The sequence below is a fragment of the Micromonospora sp. NPDC005324 genome (assembly GCF_040607155.1).
Lineage (GTDB): Bacteria > Actinomycetota > Actinomycetes > Mycobacteriales > Micromonosporaceae > Micromonospora > Micromonospora trifolii.
The window spans coordinates 40,486-63,227 of sequence record NZ_JBEXGE010000021.1 but is presented as its reverse complement, the minus strand read 5'-3'; the positions used below and the strand labels follow the sequence as shown (position 1 = coordinate 63,227).

Sequence of the window (22,742 nt, the reverse complement as noted above, 5' to 3'; positions counted from 1 at the left end):
TCGGAGGACGGACGGCCGGACCGGTGGATCAGCTCCCCGCCGGTGCCGGGGAGGTGGGAGCCGCTGTGGGTCGTCGGCGTCGAGACATCGCGCCCACCACCACGTCGATGACGAGGAAGGCGAGCAGTGTGAGCCCGAACAGGGGCAGCGCCCAGCCGATCGCCACGGTCACCGGTACGCCGATCAGCAGCGCCCACAGTGGCAGGCCGCGTACGCCGCCGCGCGCCGGCGGGGTGCCGGCGATCGCCCGGCGGTCGGCGCGGGTGGGGCGGCGCTGCCACCACATGCGGTAGCCCCAGAAGATGACGCAGAGCAGGCCGAGGGCGAGCGCGGCGAGCAGGATCTGGTTGACCAGGCCGAAGAGGATCCCCATGTGGGCCTGGATGCCGAGGCCGCTCAGTTTGGCCAGTAGGGGCCAGTCGGCGAAGTCGCTGCGGGCGGTGACCGTGTCGGAGGCCGGGTCGACGGCGATACGGTCCTTCTTGACCGGCCAGGTGTTGTCGACCTGCGTGACCGTCCAGGCGGAGCCCGGCTCCGGCGCGGGAGTGATCTCGACCGGGCCGGAAAGGCCCGCGCCGCGAGCGACCGTCAGGACCCGATCGAAGGCCGCCGACTCGACGACCCCGCCCGCCCCGGCGGCGCCGTGCTCGTGGCCCCCGCCGGTCTCGGCGGGGGCGGGGGGACCGGCGGTGAGGCTGGTGGAGATCTCCGGAGTGCGGGCGCTCAGCGCGTCGAGGCCGGCGGCGAAGTTCGCGCCGGCGTAGCGGGACCAGGTCAGGCCGGTGACCGAGAGGAAGAGGAGTCCGACGGTGAGCCAGATGCCGGTGGTGGCGTGCCATCCCCGGGTACGGCGGACGCCCTTACCCGTGGACAGGTCCGGCACGAGCAGGTGTCGGACGGCGGCTCTGGCGGCGCCGCGTCGACGCCACCAGAGGATGACCCCGCCGAGCGCCATCACCCACAGCCAGCTCGCGGCCAGCTCGGAGTAGTGCTCGCCCACAGGGCCCAGGTGCAGGTGGCGGTGCAGGTCGTCCAGCCAGGTGGTGATCGGCGTGGACCCGAACCAGGTGGTGAGCTGCCCCTGGGACTCGCCGGTGTACGGGTTGATGTAGACGGTGTGCTGATTCTCGCCGAGCGCGGGAAGGGAGAACACCACCTTCGTGGTCCGGTCGCCGTCGCCGGGTTGCACCGTGGTGATGCTGCCGTCGGGGTGCGCGTTACGCGCGGCCCCGATCTGCTCGGCCAGCGGGAGCTGACGGTCACCCATCTGGGCGACTGTCAGCTGGTCGCCGTAGAGGATGGTGTCGAGTTGCGGGGTTGTGGTGTAGGCCAGGCCGGTCAGTGCGGCGACGACCAGAAACGGGGCGACGAGGATGCCGGCGTAGAAGTGCAGCCGCAGCAGCAGCGCGCCGAACGGCGACGTGCGCCGGGCCGACCGGGCCGGTTTCTCGGCGGTCGTGGAGGGTTCCGGCGTCGACGTGCTGGACAGTTCGGTGAGAGACATAGTGATCCGATCGGAAGAGTCGAGAACCACGAATGTGCTTCCCGTACTGGTCTGGTCGCCCGTTGAGGTGTCGCGTCGGCCCTGACTGGTAGTCGGGGGAGAGACGCCGGTGGTTCCCCGGGCAGTGAAAGATCGGGTCCCCGAAGTCTCAGGGCTGGTCGGCGCGAATCCACTGGCGAATCAGGACGATCATGACGACGACGGCGGGCAGCTCGCCGAACGCCCAGGCGATGCCGGCGCCGAGCTTCTGATCGGACAGCAGCGACGACGCCCAGGTGGGGTGCACGGCGAGGTACCAGTCGGGGGCGATGACGGTGGTCGTCTGCATGAGGACCAGGCCGAAGAAGCCGTGCGCCATCATCGACGCCAGGTGGATGATCACCAGCAGGGGATGGGGGAGGCGGCGGCGGCCCGGGTCGACACCGATGAGCACCCAGAACAGCAGATAGCCCGCGACCACGAAGTGGGTGAGCATCGCGAGGTGACCGAGGTGGGAGCGCATCAGCACGCCGAGCAGGTCGCTGAAGTACAGGCCGAACAGGCTGGCGGCGTAGATGCCCAGCGCGACGAGCGGATGGGTGAGCAGTTTCGTGAGCCGGCTGTGCACCGCGATCAGCAGCCACTCCCGGGCACCGCGTACCCCCGGATCGGCCGGTCGACGCAGGGTGCGCAGAGCGAGGGTGACCGGTGCGCCGCCGACCAGCAGGATCGGCACCAGCATCGACAACACCATGTGCTGGGCCATGTGCGCGCTGAACAGCACGTACGCGTAGCGGGCGACACCGAGGTTGGTGGTCGCGGCGAGCAGCAGCAGCCCGCCCACCCAACGTGCCGTCCGGGTGAGCGGCCAGCGGTGTCCGCCGACATGCATCCGTCGCACGCCGGCCAGATAACCGCCGATGCCGAGAACGCAGAGGGTCAAGAAGAACATGTCCGGCAGCGGCTGCCCGAGCAGGTTGCCCGCAGTGGGTGCGGCGGGCATCGGGAAGCCGAGCAGTTCGGTGATCGGGTCGGCGTCGGTGCCGGCCTCGGCGACCGGAGTGGGGCTGCGGGAGAGCGCCACCGCCAACCCCACGGTGGCGGCGAACACGATCAGTTCACCGGTGGCCAGTCGGCCGAACGCCCATCGCCTTCCGGCGCGCAACGCCGGCAGGGCGCGGTAGCGGTGTATCGCCCCGAGCGTGCCGAGGACCAGCAATGCGGCGAGCTTGCCGAGCACCAACCAGCCGTAGCGGGAGTGCCAAAGCTGGTCGACCGACCCGAGGCGGACGGCGGCGTTGGTCGCCCCGCTGACCGACACGGCGACGAAGCAGCCCAGGGCGAGGCGACTGTACCGAGCGGTGGCGTCGGCCAGCAGTCGACTGCGTCGTACCACCAGCAGGGCGATGAGGGCGCCGATCCACACTGCGGCGGCGAGGATGTGCAGGGCCAGGCTGGTGACGGCGATCTGGTGGTTGCCGGCCCCGGCGGAGTGCCCGGTGAAGGCCGGGGGTAGCACCGCCACCAGGGCCAGGACCGCGACGGTCGCGGCGAGCCCACGGGACACTCCGGATCGGGCCAGCAGTGCCACGGTCAGGGCCAGTGCGGCCTGCAACGTGAGCGACTGGCCTTGCGAGATGGTGGTGGCGAAGCTGACGACCGTCGCGGGCCCGAGCGTCGTCAGTGGTTGTCCGAGGAGGTCCGAGGCGGTCAGCGCCATCACTGACAGCGCCGTCACCGACCAACCGAGCGCGGCGACACCGGCCCGTCGCAGGAGCAGGTAGCCGTGCGGCGAGACACTGCGTCCGTCGCCGGGCAGCAGGAACGCGGCGGTCACCAGCATGCCGACGGTGACGGTGGCGAGACCGTCGGACAGTAGCCGGAGCACGGGTAGTGCCCGAGTCGTGCTCGGCCCCGCGTCGGGAAGGCCCGGAATCGCGGCCGTGAACGCGCCCCCGACCCGCAGGCCCAGCACCAACACTGTGACCCCCGACGCGACGACGGCGACCGTGACCAACCAGCCGGATCCCGAAGCACCCCTGTCCCGGCCGGCGGCCGGGGCTGGAGCGGTCGGGGTTACCGAGGCGGTGGCGACGGTGCGGGCACCGCTCGGATCGTCGATGGCGGACTGCCGTGGTTCTGTGTCGGACACGTGTTGACCTTGCTTGGTGAGGTGATGAGGCGAGCCGACCGCCGGGGGGCGGGTCGGATCAGCGCCGGGCCGCCCGCCGCCACAGCAGCCCAGCCGCCACCAGGACGAGGAGGGCCAACGCGGCACCCGCGACGACGAGTACACCGGCGCTCGGCCCGCCGGGCTCCACTGCGGCGGCGGCGGGCGCTGACGCGCTGACGTTGGCGGCCGGCGCGGTGGTGGACGTGGGATCGGCCACAGTGAACGGATAGGACCCCTGCACCGGGTGCCCGTCGACGGAGACGACCCGGTAGGCGACCGTGTATGTCCCGTTCGGCAGGGTGTCGGTCACCTGGACCGTGCTCTTCGCTCCGGTGACCACCGGTGCGCCGGTGGGAAGCTTCCGCTTGGCGGCATCGGTGAGCACGATCGTGGTGAACGCGGGGTCGAGTCGCTGCATGAATTCGAGCGTGACCTCGGTCGGTGCGCTCGGCAGCGTCGCGTCCCGAGCGGGCGTGGCCGTCTTGAGCGAGTTGTGCGCCCAGGCCGGGCTGGCGGGGATGAGCACCGCCACGAGCACGGCGAGCACCGCCGCGCCGAGCCGGACGGCGGTGGGGCGGGACGGCGGCACGGTCATCCGAGCACCTGCTCGCCGATCCAACCACCCGGTTCACATCCGGGCGGGATGGCGAAGACGGCGGACCCGATCGGCGTGGTCCACTCGTTGAGCAGGTCCCGGTCGGCCAGCCGGCGCTGGATGGGCAGGTACTGCCGGGCGATGTCGGCCTGGTAGGACGTGAAGATCAAGCCGGTGTCGGCGTGCCCCTCGGCTGTCGGCACCCCGTCGTAGTTGTAGGGCCGGCGCAGGATTTTCAGCCGGTCGTCGGTGACGTGGGCGCGGGTCATGTGAGAGAAGTCGGGGATGACGGTGAGGCCGTCCGGGTCGGTGGCGGCGAAGTCGGGTTCGTCGTGTTCGGCGGTGCCGGTGAGCGGGGCGCCGGTGTCGAGCCGTCGCCCGACGGCGAGTTCGCGGTCGGTCCGGCCGAGCAGGTCCCAGGTTTCCATGTTCATGCTGATCCGCCGCAGCACCAGTGTGGTGCTGTCGCGCAGCCACGCCGGGCCGTCCGGCGCCCAGAGCGCGGTGTCCAGCGGTGTGCCGGGTCGGGGGTTGGCGGTGCCGTCGAGCTGACCGAACAAATTGCGCTGGGTGTGGCCGCCCGGCTCGACACCGGGGCTGCGCCGGAAGCCCTGCTGGACCCACCGCACCGTGGCGAACGGTCGGCTGTCCTTGATCAGGACCCGTTGGGCGTGGGCGACGGAGATCGCGTCGTCCGCGCAGATCTGGAGCAGCAGGTCACCGCCGGACCAGGCCGGCTGGAGCCGGTCGATGCGGAACGACGGCAGGTCGGCGACTGATGCCGGCCGGCGGTCGTCGACGCCGGCCGCCCGGTAGAGGCCCGGCCCGAAGCCGAAGGTCACCGTCAGCCGTGCCGGCAGCAGCCCGAGTTCGGCCTCGGTGTCGGCCAGCGCAGGTCGGCCCTGGGTGAGCCGGGCGGCGTCGTCGGTGAGCAACCGCAACATCCGACCCAGGGCGGCCCGGTCGACGCCGGCCCGCACTGTGAGCGCCACGAACGACGCGTGCGCCTGTGGTTCGGTGGCCACCCCGGCCTGCCGGGCGCCGTGGAACGGCTCGACCAGGCCGCCGACCGTCGCCACTGGCGTCGTGTCGGCGGCAGTCGCCGATGGTGGTCCGGTCCTCCCGACACGGGTGGCGGCGATCGCGGCACCGCCGGCCAGTGCTCCGCCGGCGGCCAAGGCTCCGCCGGTGAGCAGGCCACGCCTGCTCACCGGCCGGACCTGTGGCGTCTGCGTCACGATGCCGGGCTCATGCTCGTCCCCGGCGTGGGGCTCATGCTGGGCATGGGCTCGCCGTGCCCGGGGGCGTAGCTCTCCTGCGCGCCGGTGAACGGCTTGGCCACGGCGCTGAACTGCTGGGTCTTGCCGTCGGCGAAGGTCAGCGTGAAGGTCAACTCGTCGCCGGCCTGGACGGGCTTGGTGAGGTTCATCAGCATGAGGTGGTCGCCGCCGGGCTCCAGGGCGTGGGTGCTCTTGGCCTTGATCACGATGCCGCCCTGCTTGGCCTGCATGACCATCTTGCCGTCCTTCATGGCCATCTCGTGCAGCTCCATCGGCGACAGGGAGGTCGTGGCATTCGTCACCGTGACATCGGTGTCGCCGTCGTTGACCAGGGTCCCGAAGGCCGCCGTCATGCCCTTGTCAGCCGCCTTCACCCACGGGTCACGAATGCCGATCACGCCAGCGTCCGGGTTGGCCGAGGCCGACGCGGACGGGCCCGCCTGAGCTGTCGACGGAGAGTCGGACGAGCCGCAGCCGGCGACGCCCACCGTCAGGATCGCGGCGGCGAGGACGGCGGCCGAGCGGCGGCGTGAAGCGTTCGGGCTGGTGGTGCGCATGTGTTATTCCTCCGATGGTTGCTGCTGGGAGGTTGGTCGGCCGCAGCTGGGAGAAAGTTCCGGACTCAGGGCACGTTGATCGTGAACTCCCCGGTGTGCACAGTGCCGGCGACCTGGAAGTCGAAGAAGGCTCGGTACCGCCCTGAACTCGGCGCGGTCAGCCAGAACTTGACGGTCCCGTCGACCAGCTCCTGCTCGGGGTGGACGTGCACGTAGCCGAGGTCGCCCTCACGAACGACGACCAGGTGCCCGTACGCGCCCAGGTACCGCTCCAGCTGCGCGGGTACGGTCGGGTCGGCGCTGACCTGGAAGTGGATTGGCGCCGTCACCCCCACCGTCGGGGTGCCGGTCATCGACACCGCGTACGGACCAGCCGTCGCCTGCGACTGCGCTGGCGGCAGCGCGGTCGGGTTGTGCGCGCCGGGCACGATGTGGTCGACGCCCAGCACGAGAGGCTGCTGCTTGCCGTCGGCCGCGGTGACGGAGAAGTCGGCGAAGACGCGGTAGCCGCCGGGTCGGGCCAGCGTCAGGGGGACGCTCCAGGTGCCGTCGGGCGCCATCGTCGGGTGCAGGTGCTGGTAGCCGGCCAGGTCGCGGCCCACCACGATCAGGTGCAACGGCTTGTCGTGGACGACCGCGAAGGTCGTTGCCGGCTGCCGGTCGGTCCCGACGATGCGGAACCGGTAGTCGCCGCGTACACCAGGGGGTTGGGACCGCTCCAGCGGTTGCAGGGTGTACCCGCCGGCGCTGACCGTCGTCCCGGTCGCCAGCGTCGCGCCCGTCGCGTCGTCACCCCGATGCGTGTGCGGCCCCGTACCGGCCGGGTGTTGGTGCCCGTCGGTCGCGGAGCCCACCTGGCCCGAGTCGGGCGGTCCGCCGGCTGACGGTCGTGCGTTGCCGGTCGCCGGACTCTCGTCGGCGGTGCCGATACGGGCCAACCCGAACCCGGCCAGCAGAGCGATCACCAGCCCGCCGACGAGCAGCGCCAGGTGGGTGTTGCTCAACCGGGACCCAGGCGTCGCGGCGGCGAGGTCCGTGTCGGGCCGTGGTCCGGGGTCGACAGTCAGCTCGCCGTCCGTGCTGGCGAGGGCCTTGGTCACCTGATCGGTAGGCGTCCGATCGACCGCAACGCCCGTGCGGGCCGTGACGACAGTGTTGCCCTTGCGCGCCGCCGGCAGGGTGCCGGGCCGCCGCTCGTCGCTCGCGGTACGCGCGACGACGCCGGTCGCCGCGCCGACCTTGCCCCCGACGGTCTTGTCAGCGCCGGCCTTGCCCCCGACAGTCTTGTCACCGGCAGCCTTGCCTCCGACGGTCCTGCCGGTGCCGGCCCTGTTCGGGGTACGGGCGCCACCGCCGCGTCGGCCGGAGGTCGCCCCCGAGGTACGGCCCCGGCCGGTGGGTGTGCCGGCGGATCGGCGACGCCAGACGACGAACCCGGCCACCACCCCGACCGCCGCCGCCCAGCCAGCCCAGGCCAGTGCCCCGGGACCGCTCTCCTCGGTCGACCCGGTCGACGGGGCCGCCGCAGCCGGCGGCGTCGACGGATCGTCAGCGGTGGTCGGCACCGCCGAGGCCTGCCCGGACGTGCTGTGCTGCTCGGTGGCGGCCACCAGCGCCGGGTCCGGTTGGGTCGACGGCGGGCTCCACCCTGTCGGCGCTGCCGTCACCCGCCCGTCGTAGCGGAAGGTCAGGGTGCCCCGCACGGTGTCGCCGTCCGAGGCGACCGACAGGTAGCTCACCGAGTACTGGCCCTTGGCGGGCAGGTGGGCGACGGACACCACAGCGGGGAACCCCGTCGTGTACTCCCGTGGCTCGAACTGCCCGTTGACCAGGAAGTACTCCCGTACCGGCTTCTGCTCCCCGTACGACCAGCCGTTGTCGACACGGGTGCCGCCCGGGGCGGTGATCGTGAAGAACGCGTTGGAGGCTGCCTTCTCGGTGAAGTACAGCTGCACCGACGTCAATGGCTCGCGCACTGTGGCGCCGCTCGCCGGTGTCGACATGGCGAGGGTCCCGTGAGCTGCGGCGGGTTGGGCGGACGCGAGGAGGGCGACCGCCGAGGCGAGGAGGAACGCGAGGAGGCCCGAGACCACCCGCCCGCAAGTCTGGGGGAGACGACGCATCTGGATATCCTCACCCTCGCGAGACTTTTTTCAAGGGGTGACGATCTTCTTCCTCAAATGGCAAAAGTTGACGATCAGGCCATCCGTCGCCGCGGCAGGACGCCGCGGGTGGACACATTCCCTGGCCAGCTATGCTCGCCGACGGCGCTGGTTCGCCCCGTCGTGACCGGCTGGGCGTCGTAAGAGGGAACCCGGTGAAAATCCGGGGCTGCCCCGCAGCGGTGAGTGGGAACGACCGCCGTCATCAGCACTGGGCCAGTGGCCTGGGAAGCGACGGCCAGTAGGCGATCGGCGCGCAGCCGGTCGGGCCCGCGAGTCCGAAGACCTGCCAGTGCCGCGCACACAACCGTGTGCGCTGCCGTCGGCCTCGCGGGTGGGCTGAGCGGGTGACGGGCCGTGCGTGTGGCGCACGGCCAGGCCCTCGCCAGCGTGTGTCCGCGACCCGGCGGTGTGGTTTCCCGAGGGACGGACTACCGCTGTGCACGACACCACCACCATCGCCGGCCGAGCGCCGTCGGCGTCGCACCTGACCCTTTCGCAGATCATGGACCAGCACCACACCAACCTGATGGGTACCGTGCACGGCGGCCGGATCCTCAACCTCATCGACTCCGTCGCCGGTGTGGTCGCTGCCCGGCACTCCGACGGGCCGGCAGTGACCGCCGCCATCGACGAGACGGCGTTTCTCCGCGCGGTGCGGGTCGGCGACGTCGTGCACGTCGACGCCCGGATCACCTGGGCCGGCCGCAGCTCGATGGAGGTGGCCGTCAAGGTGACCGCCGACCGGTGGGACCGCGCGGTGCCGCCCACCGACGTGGCCACCGCCCACCTGGTCATGGTCGCCATCGACGACGACGGCCAGCCTCGGACGGTGCCGCCGCTGCTACCGGAGACCGACGGGGACCGCCGACGGTACCGGGAGGCGGAGATCCGCCGGAAGCACCGACTGGCGCTGCGGCGCGCGCTGCTCGACGGTGCCGAAGACGACTGACCCGCGCGCGGTCCGTCCAACTCCCAGCGGTGCTCGGCCTGGACCTGGCCGGTGTCGTCGCGGCGGTCGCCGTGGACGTGACCGGCTTCGCAGTCGTCCGCACCGTCACCGCGACCATCGTCAACAACGTCATTGTGGCGGCGGCCGTGCGTCCCCTGCTGTGCGCGACGCGGAGGAGCCTGCTCGCGACCGCTTGCTCAGCGAAGCTGGTCGGCAAGGCTACGCACCGCCTCATCGAACGCCTTGTCGGATTCGTAGGGGCTGTGTCCTTTGATCGGGGGCGAGACGTCGTCACCGGCCGGAGCTGTGACGCCGTGTGGGTCGCGAAGCCGGCGGTCCACCGCCGCCGTTCGACCGACGGCGTCGGACGCCTCGTCGGGTCGCGGCGTCGGGAAAACGCGGCCGCCGATGGGATCGGTGTCCCGCCACAGGTTCACCCACCGCCAGTCGACCCGGTCGGCGATCTCGTGAATCACCTCGTCGCTGACGTAGGCGGGAAAGAGTCGGGCGTACAACCGTCGAAGGGGCGAGCCGTGGGTGAGCAGGGCGATCCGGTCGGCGACCCGTGGCGGCAGTTGGAGCACGGTCGCGGCGAGCAGGACGGAGCCGTGGCTGTGTCCGGTGAGCACCACCACGTTGCCGGAGTCGACGAGGTGAGTGATCCGGCAGGTCAGTTCGGGCACGGCCCGTTCGGCGTAGCACGGTGGCGCGAACGGGTGCGCGGCTCTGGGCCAGAAGGTGCCCAGGTCCCACAGCACGCCGACGTACCGGCGAAATCCGGGGGTGCGGTAGGCGAAGATTCCACCGACGATGAGGCCGACGATGATGGCGGCGATCAGGTAGCTGCCGACCCCGATGCCGACGTTGACGGAACTGGCCGGCAGCCGCAGGTAGCGCTGGACCAGTTCGCCGGGAGGCGTCGGCAGCAGGCCAAGCGCAACCGCCGCTACGCCGACTCCGGCAAGGCAGGCGTAGAGCACCGCGAGCGGCACCAGCCGCTCGGTGAACCGGGCACGGGCGATGCTTCTGCGCACCTGCCGCAGTCGCGGTGTGGCATCGCTCGGTGCATCTGGGAAGTCACGAGCAACGATTGCCGACGCGGCACGGACCCGGCCCGGTCGTGACGCCAGCGTTACCACGCTGGCGACGGCCAGCGTCACCAGCACCGCCAGCGTAAAGCCGAGAAGCGCCCAGATGCAGGACCGCGGAGGGCTGGTAATCAGCGTCCCCGCGGTCGGCGCGCCCCTGTTCAGGACGTCGGACACCCGATAGACCATTTCAGCGGAGAACGCGAGCGCCAGACTGATCGCGGCCACGGAGGTCGCCAGGGCGCCGAACCCGAGCGAGGGCGCGACATCCGGCTCTCGATCCCGGTGCCAGAACAGCACCACCCCCAGGGCAGCCAGCAGCACCGCCTGACCGGTGAACAGCCCGACGACTGTCAGGTTGTAGCCGGGCAGCCCGTTCCGCTCCGGCCAGGAGGCCGAACTGGTCAGAACGTAAATCCAGACCAGCACGGTCAGGCCGAGGGCGATCGGGCGCAGCGCGCTGACCAACCGGTCGAGCCGCCGTTCCGTGGGCGCGGTCAGGGGTGGAGTGCAGAGCAGAACCGCGCAGGTGATCAGCACGAGTCCGGCAGCTGCCGCCAGCGTGACGGTGCCGATCGACAATCCTTGTGCGGCCCGGGCGCCGAGCAGGCTGAGGTCCAGCGTGGCGAACGCCGCCGCGACGTGAATCGAGCGCAGTCGGCCGATGAGCGGCTCGTTGTCCCACCGGCCGACGGCGGTGAGCCGGTTCGCCGCAAGGGGCTGGTCGGCCGCACGGAAGACGTGGAACGGGAGTGCCGGGCGAGCGCTGATCGCCCACACCAGGCTGATGGCCGCAGCCGGCACCAGCGCGAGCACCGCGAGGCGCAGTCCGGCCGGACGCTCCCCGAGCCAGGAGAGCCAACTGCGTCCGGCCAGGCACTCCGGCGAGGACATGCACTTCCACGCAATCACATCCAGCGTGGTCCCCACGATGCTCAGCACGTACATCCCGGTCAGGGTGAGTGCCAACAACCGACACAGGGCCTTGATCACCGGGTCCGATCGGGTTCCGGCCGGACGCATCCAGATGGCGAGGTTGATCAGCATGAAGGGCAGCAGGATCACCATCGCCAGCGTTCGCGCCGCGTTGCCAGCGGGCAGGTTGTTCCAGCGGTAGGCCTCCAGCGTCACCCCGTCCGCCTCGCCGCCCTCGTGGTTTCCCGGCCGAAGTCGGTAGAAGCCGCCCCTGTGGTCACCCGCCACCTGCCGCGCGTGCGGTCGATCCAGCAGGTCGTCCGGGCTGGTGGCGGACACCCCGTGCACCCGCAGTTCCACCACGGCGTCATCCCCGGCGCGCCCGCCCGCCTCGCGATGATCCATCCGGTACCGGCCCCTCGGCGTGTGCACAGCTCACACCGACCCGCTCGGCTGATCCGACGGCGCCCGCGTGGCGCAACGGGCGTACCCCACGCAGGGGGGGACAACCCTTGTGTACGTTGGTGGCTCTAAAGCAGGCGGAGGAGGCGCTGCCGTTGCGGCGGCGGGCGTTGGAGATCAGAACAGGAATTCATCGTAGGCGGTCTAATGTACCGGTTCAGGCCGGCTGTGCCTTGCGACCCCGCCGTCGTCGCTGGGTGAGGGGCCAACAGAGCCTGGCGATTGCGGTCGCACATCCTTGTGGTCGGCGGGCGGTCAGTATCCGGATAGCCGGAGTTGACGGCAGTGATGGGCGTGGACGCGCATCGAGCTCAACGTGCGGCATCTGCGTCTGGGTGGCGGTCTGGCAACCGAGTTGACCCGGCGCCGGACGTTGGGACGTTTTTGCTGTTCAGAGCCGTCTGGAGCAGGCCGACGTCAACATCGCTCATTGCCGCCCGCAAGGCCCATGCGAGCTGCTTTCATGTTCTTGGGACTGATTGAGGCTTTCGGCCTCAGCCCTGCCGGAGAGGTGCTCACCATGAAGTATCCGCTCAACAGGAACCTGTTGCTCGCCAGCCTGTCGGTAGCACTCGGGACCGGCGCGTTCGCCAGCCCGGCGTTCGCCGACGGCGGGTCGGGCAACGACGGTCGGTACGACCGCGACAGGTCGTGCCAATCGGACGCCGGCCACGACAAGGGTCGTTACTCCTCGAAGCACGACAACGATGACCGGTCAAAGTACGACAGGAAAGGAGGGCGCGAGGGTCTCAAGGCCGTCGGGTTGACCGACGACCAGAAGCTGATCAAGTTTGACGTCGACAAGCCCTGGGATGCCTGCTCCATCGGCCGGGTGCGGCTGGAGGACGACGAGAAGCTCGTCGGCATCGACTACCGGGTGCAGAACGGCCGGCTCTACGGAGTCGGCGACGAGGGCGGCATCTACCTGATCTCCACCCGTGACGCGAAAGCCACCGAGGTGAGCCAACTCAGCGTCAAACTCAAGGGCGACTACTTCGGCGTCGACTTCAACCCCGCCGCCGACCGGCTGCGTGTCATCAGCGATCAGGGCCAGAACCTGCGCCACAACCTCAACGACGACGTCACGGTCGAGGACGGCACCCTTACCTACCCGCCGTCCACCGACGTGGCCAAGGGAGTGACCGGCGCGGCGTACACCAACAATGACCTTGACCCCGACACCGCCACCACCCTGTTCGACATCGACACCAACCTTGACCAGGTGGCGGTGCAGTCCCCGGCCAACTCCGGGCAACTGGCGGCTACCGGCAAGCTCGGCGTCGACGCCGACATTCGGGCCGGCTTCGACGTCTACAGCAGCATTCGCGACGACAAGGCCGTCTACAACAAGGGCTACGCCGTTCTGCAGGTCGACCACCGCAGCAAGCTCTACCAGATCGACATGCTGACCGGGAACGCCGAGAAGCAGGGCGCCTTCGGCGACTACACAGTTGTTGACCTCGCATTGCCGCTCGAGCAGCATTGATCCTCAGCTCAGGTAGGCACATAGACAGTGGCAGGCAGGCGCCCACCCGGCCTGCCTGCCACTGCGCTGACGGGACGTGCGCTGATGTCCTCGTGGCCTCACCGTCGTGACGTCATCGGGTGGAGGGGCAGGCGACCGCAACCACCAACCAATCGCCGGTCAGGGCAGGGTGACCGGAAGTGGGACGTCCTCGTGCCCCCGGGTGCAGGCGCAGTCGGATTCGTGGGACAGCGCCGGAACCGCCTGGTGGAGCACCTCGCGTAGTCGCTCGACGTTCGCGGCGAAGATGCGCAGAACCTCGGCGTGGTTGACCGCGCCGGCGGCGTCGACTCCGGCGTCGAGGTCGGTGACCAGCGCGATGGGGGTGTAGCACAGCTCCAGTTCACGGGCGAGGACCGCTTCCGGGTGCCCGGTCATGTTGATCAATTGCCAGCCCTGGCGGGCGTACCACTGTGACTCCGCTCTGGTGGAGAAGCGTGGGCCCTCGACCACCACCATCGTGGCGCCGATGACGGGTTCGTATCCGACGTTGCGGGCGGCAGCGGCGACGATTATGCGTCCGGTCGGGCAGTACGGGTCGGCGAACGACGTGTGAACCGCGCCCTCCTCGAAGTAGGTGGCAGCCCGTCCGCTGGTCCGGTCGACCATCTGGTCGGGGAGGACGAGCGCTCCGGGGGCCAGTGCCGTGGTGAGCGATCCGACGGCGCAGGGCGCGAGGAGCTGGCGTACCCCGAGCATGCGCAGGGCCCAGAGGTTGGCCCGGTAGTTGATGCGGTGCGGGGGGAACCGGTGGTCGGCGCCGTGCCGCGGCAGGAACGCCACTGTGCGGCCATCGATGTGACCGACGGTGATCGGATCGGAGGGGCGGCCGTACGGGGTGGATACCTCGACCGCCGTGCCGCCGTCGACCAGTTGGTAGAGGCCACTGCCGCCGATCACCCCCACGTCGGCCCGGGGTGTTTCCGCGTACCTTGTCATGCTGTTGCCTCCTCGGGGGCAGTGGCGGGGAATCACCCGTTCAACGCCTCGACTTGCCGACCCGTCGCGAGCGGAGTTGGCGCACCAGGTACCAGCCGGCGCTGACCAGGAACAGCGTGGCGGTGAGTGCCAGCCAACGGGCCAGGTACGGCTGCTGGTTCTGGCCGGTGGCCTCGAGATAGGTTTCCCGGCCCTGGCGCAGGATGCCGGGGAGGTACACCAGGAACAGCAGTCCGCTGGCGAGTGCCGGCACTCGGATGTGATTCAGGGCAGAGGGCCCGATCGGCGCTTGCTCGGCTCGGCTCGGCATCGAGTGGTGTGCACCGGCCGTCACGCCATTTTCACGAGCGCGATGGCCCGGGCGCCCGAGAGCGCCGCGCAGCGCCCGGTCGGCCGACGCGTAGATCGGAAAGAGGACGAGGTCGTGGGCGACGGCCGCGCCGACGAACCAGACCAGCATTCGGCCAGCAGAAGCCTCTTCGCTGAGTCGAAGTGTGACCCAACCGGTGAGGGTGAAGCAGGCGATCATGACGACGAGGTGCTGGTGGGACGACCCGTAGGCCGCTCGGAATCGGGGGGTGGGCTTATCCATCGGTGCCGGTCCGGAAGGTGATCTCGGTGACCCACTTCGTGCAGTGCACGCCGGGCAGGGCGGGGACGATGACCCGGGCCGGAAAGCCGTGGTCGGCGGAGAGGTCGACACCGTTGACTCGCAGAGCGAGCAGAGAGTCGGCGTCGAACACCTGGTTGGCCTGAAGGATCGCCTGGTTGAACAACCCGGCCTTCTCCAGTGACCGCACCTGCGCCGACACCGGATCGTTGACGCCGACCAAGGCGGCGAGGTCGCGCAGTCGTACGCCTGTCCAGGTCTGTCGTGTCGACCACCCCTCCACGCAGGCGATCGGCAGGCTGGCGGTGTGCTGGCCCATGGCGAGCAGGCGGGGACGGTCGAGGGTAACGAGGCGGCCGCCGCCCCGCATGGTCAGCCGCCACCGTTGCCCAGTCTCGTCCGGTTGGATGTTCGCCGCGGCGGCGGTGCGATTGATCGGGAAGCCGTTCGGTCCGGTGCCGGGCTGACGTCCGCGAGGCAGCAGCAGCGCGGTCCGACGCCAAAACCCGTCGAGGGTCTGCCCGATCGTGAGGGCGCCGAGCAGCAGGGACAGACCACCGACCAGGGCTAGCGCCCCGCGTCGGCTCATCGTCGGCGCGCCGGGTGCGGTGGCCACCAGGTCGTCCGGATCGGGTGGCTCGGGCCGGTTCGCGGACAGTGAGGTCCGCAGCTCGGCCCGCACCGGGTCGCGCTGCCCCGGTCGATGGCGGTCCCGTACGGCCGGCCGGGATCGGAGTGCGCTGACCATCCGGGGCAGCTTCAGCGTCACGTGTGCCACGAACGCGGCGATGAAGACCCAGGCCCCGAAGTAGTGCGCGGTGTAGAAGTCGAAGCCGAACAGGTACGCGTACTGAATGTTGAGCAGGCCGGTCGCGATCTCGAAGAGGATGCCGCCGACCAGCAGCAGCAGGGACAGCCGCTCCAGCACCTGGGCCAGGGACCGGGCCGGTGGCCAGACGAAGAGCTTCGGGATCACCGACCAGAGCTTCCCCAGCACCACAGGGATCAGGATGATGCCGAGCGTCACGTGCAGCCCCTGGGTGACCCGGAACAGCCAGGACGGGCGGGTCGGCCACTCGAACGGAGGCAGCCGTAACCAGCCCACCTCGCGGGGTAGGGCCTGATCGAACTGGGGGCCGTAGGCGGCGTAGTCGAGCAGCCCGGTGATGATCACCAGCGGCAGCGCGACAAGGAGCACGGCGCCGTAGACGGCGGTGAGCCACGGACCCCGCAGGGGGCTGCGCCAGCGGTCCCCAGCCAGACCGGGGACCGGTGGGGGGTGCCGTTCCAGGGCTCGCCACCACCGCTGCGGGAAACCCGGTCGCCGGTCCGTCACACCCATACCCCCGGACGCTAGACGCGACGGGTCCGCAATCTGGTGCGTATTGACGTACCGATCGCCTGGCAGGCGGGCGAACCGACCTCGCTCAGGCGGAGTGCGGTCTACGGTCATCGGGATGCGGGTACTGCTCACCGGCGCGGCCGGTTTCATCGGATCGCAGATCGCCGACCTGCTCGTCGCCGAGGGCCACGAGTTGGTGGCGCTCGACGCGCTGCTGCCCCAGGCGCACGGCGGGGAACTCCCCGAGTGGTCCCGGCGGCACGACCCGGTGGTCGGTGACGTGCGGGACCCCCGCCTGCTGGACCGCCTTCTTGATGGTGTGGATGCGGTGTGTCACCAGGCGGCGATGGTCGGACACGGGCTGGATCCGTCCGACGCCCCCGACTACGTCAGCCACAACGACTACGCCACGGTGGTGCTCCTCGCCGCGATGCACCGTGCCGGTGTGACCCGGCTGGTGCTGGCCAGCTCGATGGTCGTCTACGGCGAGGGCCGGTACGACTGCGCGGCGCACGGCACCGTACGGCCCGCCCCCCGTAGCATCACCGACCTGGCCGCCGGCCGGTACGAACCGTCCTGCCCGGACTGCGGGGGCGTCCTCGCGCCAGCCCTGGTGCCCGAGGACGCGCCACTCGAGCCTCGAAGCACGTACGCGGCCACCAAGCTTGCCCAGGAACACCTGTCCGCCGCGTGGGCGAGGCAGACCGGCGGAAGCGCCTGGGCGCTGCGCTACCACAACGTCTACGGTCCCCGGATGCCCCGCGACACCCCGTACGCGGGTGTGGCGTCGATTTTTCGGTCCGCACTGGCGGCGGGCCTGCCGCCAAAGGTGCTGGAGGACGGCCGGCAGCGCCGCGACTTCGTCCACGTCACCGACGTCGCCCGGGCCAACCTGCTGGCGTTGACCGCCCCGCCACCGCAGGGCCTCATACCGGTCAACGTCTGCTCCGGTGAGCCACACACGGTCGGCGAACTGGCCGTCGCCCTCGCCGAGGCGATGGCCGGGCCGCCGCCGCTGATTACCGGTGGCGGCCGGGCAGCCGACGTCCGACAGGTGGTCGCCGACCCCCGACGGGCGGCGGAACTGCTCGGCTACACCGCCCGGGTCGGGTTCGCCGAGGGGGTAAGCGCCTTCGCCACCGATCCGCTCCGGGAACCAGCCGCCCTCACCGCGTGAGACCGTCGCCCCGCCCGCCGGCGGATCAGGACACCGTCCAGAGCAGGTGACTGACCGCGAGAGCGGTGAGGGCCTGCCCGGCCAGCCAGAACCGTCGGACAGACGGTGGCAGGTGGGCGGCGGCCACCAGCAGCCACACCACGAACGGTAGCCAGATCCGTTCCACCTCCGCCTTGCTCAGCCCAGACAGATCGGCTGCGCCGACCGCCAGCGCGGCGGCCAGCGGCAGCAGCACCGTGGGCCCAGCTCCCCGCAGGACGGCTGACCAGGCGATCAGCGGGGGGCGCACGGATCCGCGCCATCGCGTCGCGGCGGTCCGCGACGGACCGGCCGCCGCGAGTGCGGCCCGGCGCAGCGCAGGCCCGAGCACCGGGCCTCCGCAGAGCAGAAGCGCCGCCATGTTCGCCCACACCCAGTAGGCGTAAGGGCGATCCGCCGCCCACCCCTGGTGATACCGCTGCACCACCAGGTGGTAGCCGTCGAGCCACCAGAAACCGGCAAGCGTGAAGGTGGCAACCACCGCAACGACCCCGGCCAGTGCCGCGAGCAACGCCGCACATCGGTCCCGCGACCGCAGCGCCACCACCGCCAGGGCCAGCACGCCGACCAGCACGAAACCGTACGACAAGTAAAGGGCGAAACCGAGCAACAGGCCCCCGACCGCGGCGGCGACCAGGCCCCGCACCGCCAACAGGGCCAGCCCCGCCGCGACCACACCGGCGAAGATGCCGTCGGCCGAAACTCCCACCCAGACCGCACCGGGCAGCAGCACCAGGAACGGCAACACACGGCGGGCGGATTCTTCCGCACCGAGGGCCCGCAGCGTCACCGGCACCGACACCGACACCGTCGCCCCCATCAGTACACACGCCAGGGCGGCGACGGTGGGACCGCCAAGTCCTATTCGGTCCAACCCGACGAAGACCAGCAGCGCCCCCGGCGGATGACCGGCGGTGTGGGTCGACCACGCCTCCGCTTGAAAATCGAGGATCCGGGCACTGAAGCCGGCCAGCATGGCGGTGACGTCGGTGACCCGGAGCACCTCGTGCAGGTATTCGGCCTGCGGGGTCAACCGCCGGGTGAGCCCGGCCGACCAGCCGTCCACCAACGCCAACGACATCGTCCACGCGACCGCCGCCAGATAGGCACCTACCAGCAGCCGGCCCCAGCCGGCCGTCCGACCCCACCGGACGCCCCAACCGATCACCCCGGCGGCGACCAGCAGCGCGGCCGGGGTACCCCAACCCAGGTGCGGACGCCAGGTGGCGTAGAGCGGCGCGGCGTCGGCGTGCAGACCGACACCACGCGCGTTGAGCAGCACGCCCACCGCCACCGCAGCGGCGACCAACACCACCTCGACGCCGAGCACCACCAGGTCGGCGTCGACGCGTCGGGTGGGTGCGTCCGATCTTCGACGCAGAGGCGCGAGCACGTCCATGAGGACAGCACAGTACGACCCATCGCCGTCCCGACGGGCGGAAACAGGCAGGCCATCACCCTTCGATGAGGAAGTGAAGCCGGCAAGGGCGCTGATGGTCCGATTCGCCCCTCGTGGGTGGCTTGGCGTCCTAGCGTTTCCGGTATGCCATCAACGATCGACGTGGTACTTCCGTGTCTCGACGAAGCTGCGGCGTTACCCGGCGTACTGACCGCCCTGCCGCCCGGATACCGGGCGATCGTAGTGGACAACGGCTCCCGCGACGGATCACCCGAGGTCGCGGCCCGGTACGGCGCCCAGGTCGTCCACGAAGCGCGCCGAGGCTACGGCGCCGCCGTACACACCGGGCTGGAGGCGGCAGAGGCCGCCCTGGTCTGCGTTCTCGACGCCGACGGCTCCTTCGATCCCGCCGAGCTCCCGGCACTTGTCGCGCCGGTGGCCCTCGGAGCGGCGGATCTGGTGGTCGGTCGTCGTAGACCCGTTGCCCCAGGTGTCTGGCCGTGGCACGCCCGAGTCGGCACCGCCCTGGTCGCGGCGCTGTTGCGGCAGCGGGGCGTGCCGCTGCGCGATCTGAGTCCGATTCGGGTGGCCCGCCGCGACGCGCTGCTCGGCCTCGGAGTCACCGACCGCGCCTTCGGATACCCGCTGGAGTTGCTCATCCGCGCCGCCGCCGCGGGCTGGCGAATCCGGGAACTCGACGTACGGTACTCGCACCGCGCCGCCGGCACCCGGTCGAAGGTCTCCGGCTCGGTACGCGGCACGCTGCGCGCGACCCGGGACTTCGCGGGGGTCCTCCGCACGGTGGAGCGGACGCGGTGACCGTCCTGCTGGTGATGGCGAAGGCACCCGTGCCGGGGGCGGTGAAGACCCGTCTCTGCCCACCGGCCAGCCACCTTCAGGCGGCCCGGATCGCCGCAGCGGCGCTGCTGGACACGCTGGACACCGTGCGCGCCACGCCCGGCGTCACACCCGTCCTCGCCCTGTCCGGCCGGCTGGCCGACGGCGAGGAGGCCGCCGAATTGACCGCTGCGCTAGCCGGTTGGCAGGTCCTGCCGCAGCGCGGCACCGACCTCGGTGACCGTCTCGCCAACGCCCACGCCGACGTGGCTGACGCCTACCCGGCTCGGCCGGTGCTTCAGATCGGCATGGACACGCCACAGCTGACCCCGGTGCAACTCGGTGCCGCCGTCCACCGCCTCGCCCAGAGCGACGCCCTGCTCGGACCTGCCATCGACGGCGGGTGGTGGGCGCTGGGCCTGCACAATCCCCGACACGCCGCCGTGCTGACGACCGTGCCGATGTCCACCGCACTGACCGGACACCACACCATCACTGCCTTGCACAGGCAGGGTTTGCGCATCGATCCCTTACCTGTACTGCGCGATGTCGACGAATGGTCCGACGCGCTGGCGGTGGCCGGGTCGACGTCCGACAATGTGTTGACGTGGTCAATCGATGTCATGGCCAAAGGGCGTCCTGAGCGAACCGCCGCAGACTTGCCCGAGCAAGGCGAACGCCAGGCCGCGACCCGCCTGGAGGAGCGCTCCCCGCGGCGCGGCACGTGCGGCCGGTTTGCGCGCCAGGTCGCGGCGGTCCGGTGCAGCCTGACGCCCGAGATACCACGGTGAGCCGCAGCGTACGGGCCAAACCGAGCGAGGCATTCGGCAGCCCGCTGCGGCGCCGCACCGACGACCACTGGCTGGTGCACGGCGACGACGGTTGGCGCCGCCGCCTACCGGTGCGCCGATGGCACGGCCCGGCCGAACCGGCGGTGGCCGCACTCGTCGCCCGGTGCACCGGGCCGACCCTTGATCTGGGCTGCGGCCCGGGCCGGCTGACACTGGCACTCACCCGGGCTGGGCTGACGGCGGTCGGGGTCGACATCTCCGCGCAGGCGGTCCGGTTGACCCGGGCCCGAGGCGCGATCGCCCTCCACAGGGATGTCTTCGCCCCACTGCCAGCGGAGGGGCGCTGGGCCCACGTGCTCCTGATCGACGGAAACATCGGCATCGGCGGCGACCCCGTCACCCTGCTCGGCCGGTGCCACGACCTGCTGCGCCCCGGCGGCACCGCGCTCGTCGAACTTGAAGCACCAGGTCCCGGGTTGTGGTGCGGTCAGGCCCAACTGGCCATCAAGGCCGCCGGGTGTGGATCGCGCCTCGGGCCACTGTTCCGGTGGGCCCGGCTCGACACGGTGGCGGTCGCCGGGGTGGCCTCGGCGGCCGGGCTCACAGTGCGCGAGGTGTTCCGCCGCGATCACCGCTGGTTCGGCGAGCTGACCGCGGTGTAGTCCGGACCACGCGATCACCAGCACGGTCATGGCCAGGTGAGTCACCGACCCGACGCCGCCGGCCGGTTCACGACGTTCCGCCGTGAAACCCGTCGTTTCGGGGTCGGCGATGGAGTGCTGCCCGGTGGAGGGAGGCTGTGATGCGGACAGGACACCACCGATGACCCTGGCACGGCGACACCGCCCGGCGTGGTCTTCGCGGAAGTGGAACTGGGTCTGCGGCTGTGGGGCGGAGCTGCCCTGTTGCAGCCGACACCGCATTCCCATCAACCGGGGGCGCTGGCCCGCCGAGGAGGAGCAGTGAGCAACGTTGCAGAGCGGCACATCCTGGTCGTACGCCTGCTCGCTAACGACGGCCTGCGCACCGGTTGCCGGGGGCGTGGTGGTCGCGGCTCACGCCGTACCCGTGCTGGCAGGTGGACTGGGCGACCAGCCGGCAGGCCCGGTCGATGACGGCGGCGTTGCTCGGAGGCCGCGCATGACCACGCACGGCCCGGTGCTGCCGAACTGGAGCTGCGGCGGCTGCTATGCGCCCTGGCCCTGCCGCACGCGGCAGCGCGAGCTACGCGCCGACTACGACCAGGAGGTCTGGGACGAACAGGTCCGCCAACACACGCACGGCCACCTCAGGAACGAGCGCCCAAGGGTCCGCATCCAGCACCTCGTCTGACGCCAGCAGTGCGGTAGCGGGGTCTCGCATCCGTGCCAGCCGACCGGTGCCGCCGCTGCTCGACGGCGCCGAGGAGGCCTGAGCCGCGGCTCGTAGCGATGGCCGCCATGGTCCCGCTGTCGGGAATTGGACGTGGCTCGGGCGCGCCTGGTAGGCAGGCGGGTGTGCGAATCGTTTCCCTGCTGCCGGCGGCCACGGACATCGTGGCCATGCTCGGTCTGACCGGGCACCTGGTCGGGCGTACCCACGAGTGTGACTGGCCGCCGGGGGCCCTGGCGGACATCCCGGCGGTGACCGCGACGTCCCTGCCTGAGGCCTTGACGAGTCGGGAGATCTCGGCGGCGATCGCCGGTGACGCGCACCGAGGCTCGTCGTTGTACCAGCTCGACGTCGCCGTGCTGGAGGGGTTGAAGCCGGATCTGATCCTGACCCAGGATCTGTGCGATGTGTGTGCGGTCTCCTACGAGCGGGTCAACGACGCGGTTGGTCTGATCGATCTCGACACCAGTGTGATGTCCCTGGAGGCGAGGACCATCGACGGGATCCTGGACACTGTCGATGCCGTGGCCGCGCTGACCGGCACCGAAGGCAGGGCGGCGGAGATCCGAGCCGACGCCGAGCGTCGCCTCGCCGCGTTGCCGGGGCCGGTGACCGGCGGGCCGACGGTGCTGTTCGTCGAGTGGCTCGACCCGTTGATGCCTGGCGGACACTGGGTGCCGGAGCAGATCGCCTACGCGGGCGGGCGGTCTCTGCTGCTCGGGCCGGGCGCGCACAGCACCCCGCAGTTGTGGTCGGTGGTGGCGGACCTGGCGCCCGAGGTGGTGGTGTTCGGGCCGTGCGGGTTCACGCCCGAGCGAACCTTCGACGAGTTGTCCGTGGCGACCGCGCAACCCGGTTGGGCGGACCTGCCCGCGGTCCGTCAGGGGCAGGTGTGGGTGGTCGACGGGCCTGCCTACTTCAACCGCCCCGGCCCGAGGGTCGTCGACGGCGCGGAGATCCTCGCCGCCATCCTCGCCGGCCGCCCCGACTCCCGCGCTCGGCGGGTGCCCCTCGACGTCGGCTGACGCTGCAGCGCCTGAGCGGC

18 protein-coding genes, 1 pseudogene and 1 riboswitch are annotated in these 22,742 nt (G+C 70.9%); of the genes and pseudogenes, 8 read left to right on the top strand and 11 right to left on the bottom strand.

Translation table 11 applies throughout. The features are described from left to right. Positions 1 to 28: 28 nt before the first annotated feature. The 6 genes from ABZS40_RS21900 to ABZS40_RS21875 form a co-directional block, all read right to left on the bottom strand. Positions 29 to 1,504: a PepSY domain-containing protein gene (locus ABZS40_RS21900; protein ID WP_354945161.1), complete on the bottom strand. Its 1,476-nt coding sequence runs from the start codon at positions 1,502 to 1,504 to the stop codon at positions 29 to 31. Positions 1,505 to 1,652: 148 nt separating this feature from the next. Beyond that, on the bottom strand, positions 1,653 to 3,635 hold the full coding sequence (locus tag ABZS40_RS21895) for a cytochrome c oxidase assembly protein (RefSeq protein WP_354945160.1): 1,983 nt from the start codon (positions 3,633 to 3,635) through the stop codon (positions 1,653 to 1,655). A gap of 58 nt (positions 3,636 to 3,693) precedes the next feature. After that, positions 3,694 to 4,251 carry a copper resistance CopC family protein gene (locus ABZS40_RS21890; RefSeq protein ID WP_354945159.1) on the bottom strand — a complete coding sequence of 186 codons (558 nt, stop codon included), beginning with the start codon at positions 4,249 to 4,251 and terminating at the stop codon, positions 3,694 to 3,696. After that, entirely contained in the window at positions 4,248 to 5,462 is a 1,215-nt protein-coding gene (locus ABZS40_RS21885) for a Dyp-type peroxidase (protein WP_354945158.1), read from the bottom strand. Before ABZS40_RS21885 ends, ABZS40_RS21890 begins: the two co-directional genes overlap by 4 nt. Before the next feature lie 23 nt (positions 5,463 to 5,485). Continuing rightward, positions 5,486 to 6,088 carry a copper chaperone PCu(A)C gene (locus ABZS40_RS21880; protein ID WP_354945157.1) on the bottom strand — a complete coding sequence of 201 codons (603 nt, stop codon included), beginning with the start codon at positions 6,086 to 6,088 and terminating at the stop codon, positions 5,486 to 5,488. A gap of 65 nt (positions 6,089 to 6,153) precedes the next feature. Then, positions 6,154 to 8,211, bottom strand: coding sequence for a copper resistance protein CopC (locus ABZS40_RS21875; RefSeq protein WP_354945156.1), 2,058 nt, complete (start codon positions 8,209 to 8,211; stop codon positions 6,154 to 6,156). Between the two features lie 131 nt (positions 8,212 to 8,342). Next, a riboswitch (cobalamin riboswitch) is annotated at positions 8,343 to 8,559 on the top strand. Positions 8,560 to 8,689: 130 nt separating this feature from the next. Between ABZS40_RS21875 and ABZS40_RS21870 the strand changes: the two genes are divergently transcribed. Further along, positions 8,690 to 9,202, top strand: a complete 513-nt coding sequence (locus ABZS40_RS21870; RefSeq protein WP_112588799.1) for an acyl-CoA thioesterase — start codon at positions 8,690 to 8,692, stop codon at positions 9,200 to 9,202. 197 nt (positions 9,203 to 9,399) lie between these two features. Here ABZS40_RS21870 and ABZS40_RS21865 read toward each other — a convergent pair whose 3' ends face one another. Beyond that, positions 9,400 to 11,610, bottom strand: coding sequence for a hypothetical protein (locus ABZS40_RS21865; RefSeq protein ID WP_354945155.1), 2,211 nt, complete (start codon positions 11,608 to 11,610; stop codon positions 9,400 to 9,402). A 373-nt stretch (positions 11,611 to 11,983) separates the two neighbouring features. On the opposite strand from ABZS40_RS21865, the gene ABZS40_RS21860 reads away from it, so the two are divergent. Continuing rightward, positions 11,984 to 13,153: a DUF4394 domain-containing protein gene (locus ABZS40_RS21860; RefSeq protein ID WP_354945154.1), complete on the top strand. Its 1,170-nt coding sequence runs from the start codon at positions 11,984 to 11,986 to the stop codon at positions 13,151 to 13,153. 159 nt (positions 13,154 to 13,312) lie between these two features. Here the strand turns inward: ABZS40_RS21860 and ABZS40_RS21855 are convergent, their stop codons facing one another. From ABZS40_RS21855 to ABZS40_RS21845, 3 genes are read right to left on the bottom strand one after another with little or no spacing between them, the layout of a single operon-like run. Then, entirely contained in the window at positions 13,313 to 14,131 is an 819-nt protein-coding gene (locus tag ABZS40_RS21855) for an S-methyl-5'-thioadenosine phosphorylase (protein WP_354945153.1), read from the bottom strand. A gap of 40 nt (positions 14,132 to 14,171) precedes the next feature. Next, positions 14,172 to 14,723, bottom strand: a complete 552-nt coding sequence (locus ABZS40_RS21850; RefSeq protein WP_354945152.1) for a hypothetical protein — start codon at positions 14,721 to 14,723, stop codon at positions 14,172 to 14,174. Beyond that, positions 14,716 to 16,083: a molybdopterin-dependent oxidoreductase gene (locus ABZS40_RS21845; protein WP_354945151.1), complete on the bottom strand. Its 1,368-nt coding sequence runs from the start codon at positions 16,081 to 16,083 to the stop codon at positions 14,716 to 14,718. Before ABZS40_RS21845 ends, ABZS40_RS21850 begins: the two co-directional genes overlap by 8 nt. A gap of 115 nt (positions 16,084 to 16,198) precedes the next feature. Between ABZS40_RS21845 and ABZS40_RS21840 the strand changes: the two genes are divergently transcribed. Then, positions 16,199 to 17,260 (top strand): NAD-dependent epimerase/dehydratase family protein, encoded by a 1,062-nt coding sequence (locus ABZS40_RS21840; protein WP_354945150.1) that lies wholly within the window; start codon positions 16,199 to 16,201, stop codon positions 17,258 to 17,260. A 25-nt stretch (positions 17,261 to 17,285) separates the two neighbouring features. Here the strand turns inward: ABZS40_RS21840 and ABZS40_RS21835 are convergent, their stop codons facing one another. Next, positions 17,286 to 18,698 carry a hypothetical protein gene (locus tag ABZS40_RS21835; protein ID WP_354945149.1) on the bottom strand — a complete coding sequence of 471 codons (1,413 nt, stop codon included), beginning with the start codon at positions 18,696 to 18,698 and terminating at the stop codon, positions 17,286 to 17,288. A gap of 144 nt (positions 18,699 to 18,842) precedes the next feature. On the opposite strand from ABZS40_RS21835, the gene ABZS40_RS21830 reads away from it, so the two are divergent. The 5 genes and pseudogenes from ABZS40_RS21830 to ABZS40_RS21810 all read left to right on the top strand — a co-directional run bounded on the left by ABZS40_RS21830 (position 18,843) and on the right by ABZS40_RS21810 (position 22,722). Then, on the top strand, positions 18,843 to 19,517 hold the full coding sequence (locus tag ABZS40_RS21830) for a glycosyltransferase family 2 protein (protein ID WP_354945148.1): 675 nt from the start codon (positions 18,843 to 18,845) through the stop codon (positions 19,515 to 19,517). Continuing rightward, a pseudogene (locus ABZS40_RS21825) lies at positions 19,514 to 20,116 on the top strand (TIGR04282 family arsenosugar biosynthesis glycosyltransferase); the annotation flags it as partial. The gene ABZS40_RS21830 and the pseudogene ABZS40_RS21825, both read left to right, overlap by 4 nt. A 254-nt stretch (positions 20,117 to 20,370) precedes the next feature. Next, the gene (locus ABZS40_RS21820; protein WP_354945228.1) at positions 20,371 to 20,988 is read left to right on the top strand and encodes a class I SAM-dependent methyltransferase; all 618 of its coding nucleotides are present in this window, start codon (positions 20,371 to 20,373) and stop codon (positions 20,986 to 20,988) included. A 478-nt stretch (positions 20,989 to 21,466) separates the two neighbouring features. Continuing rightward, positions 21,467 to 21,658 (top strand): hypothetical protein, encoded by a 192-nt coding sequence (locus ABZS40_RS21815; RefSeq protein WP_354945147.1) that lies wholly within the window; start codon positions 21,467 to 21,469, stop codon positions 21,656 to 21,658. 164 nt (positions 21,659 to 21,822) lie between these two features. Continuing rightward, the gene (locus tag ABZS40_RS21810) at positions 21,823 to 22,722 is read left to right on the top strand and encodes an ABC transporter substrate-binding protein (RefSeq protein WP_354945146.1); all 900 of its coding nucleotides are present in this window, start codon (positions 21,823 to 21,825) and stop codon (positions 22,720 to 22,722) included. Positions 22,723 to 22,742: the final 20 nt, after the last annotated feature.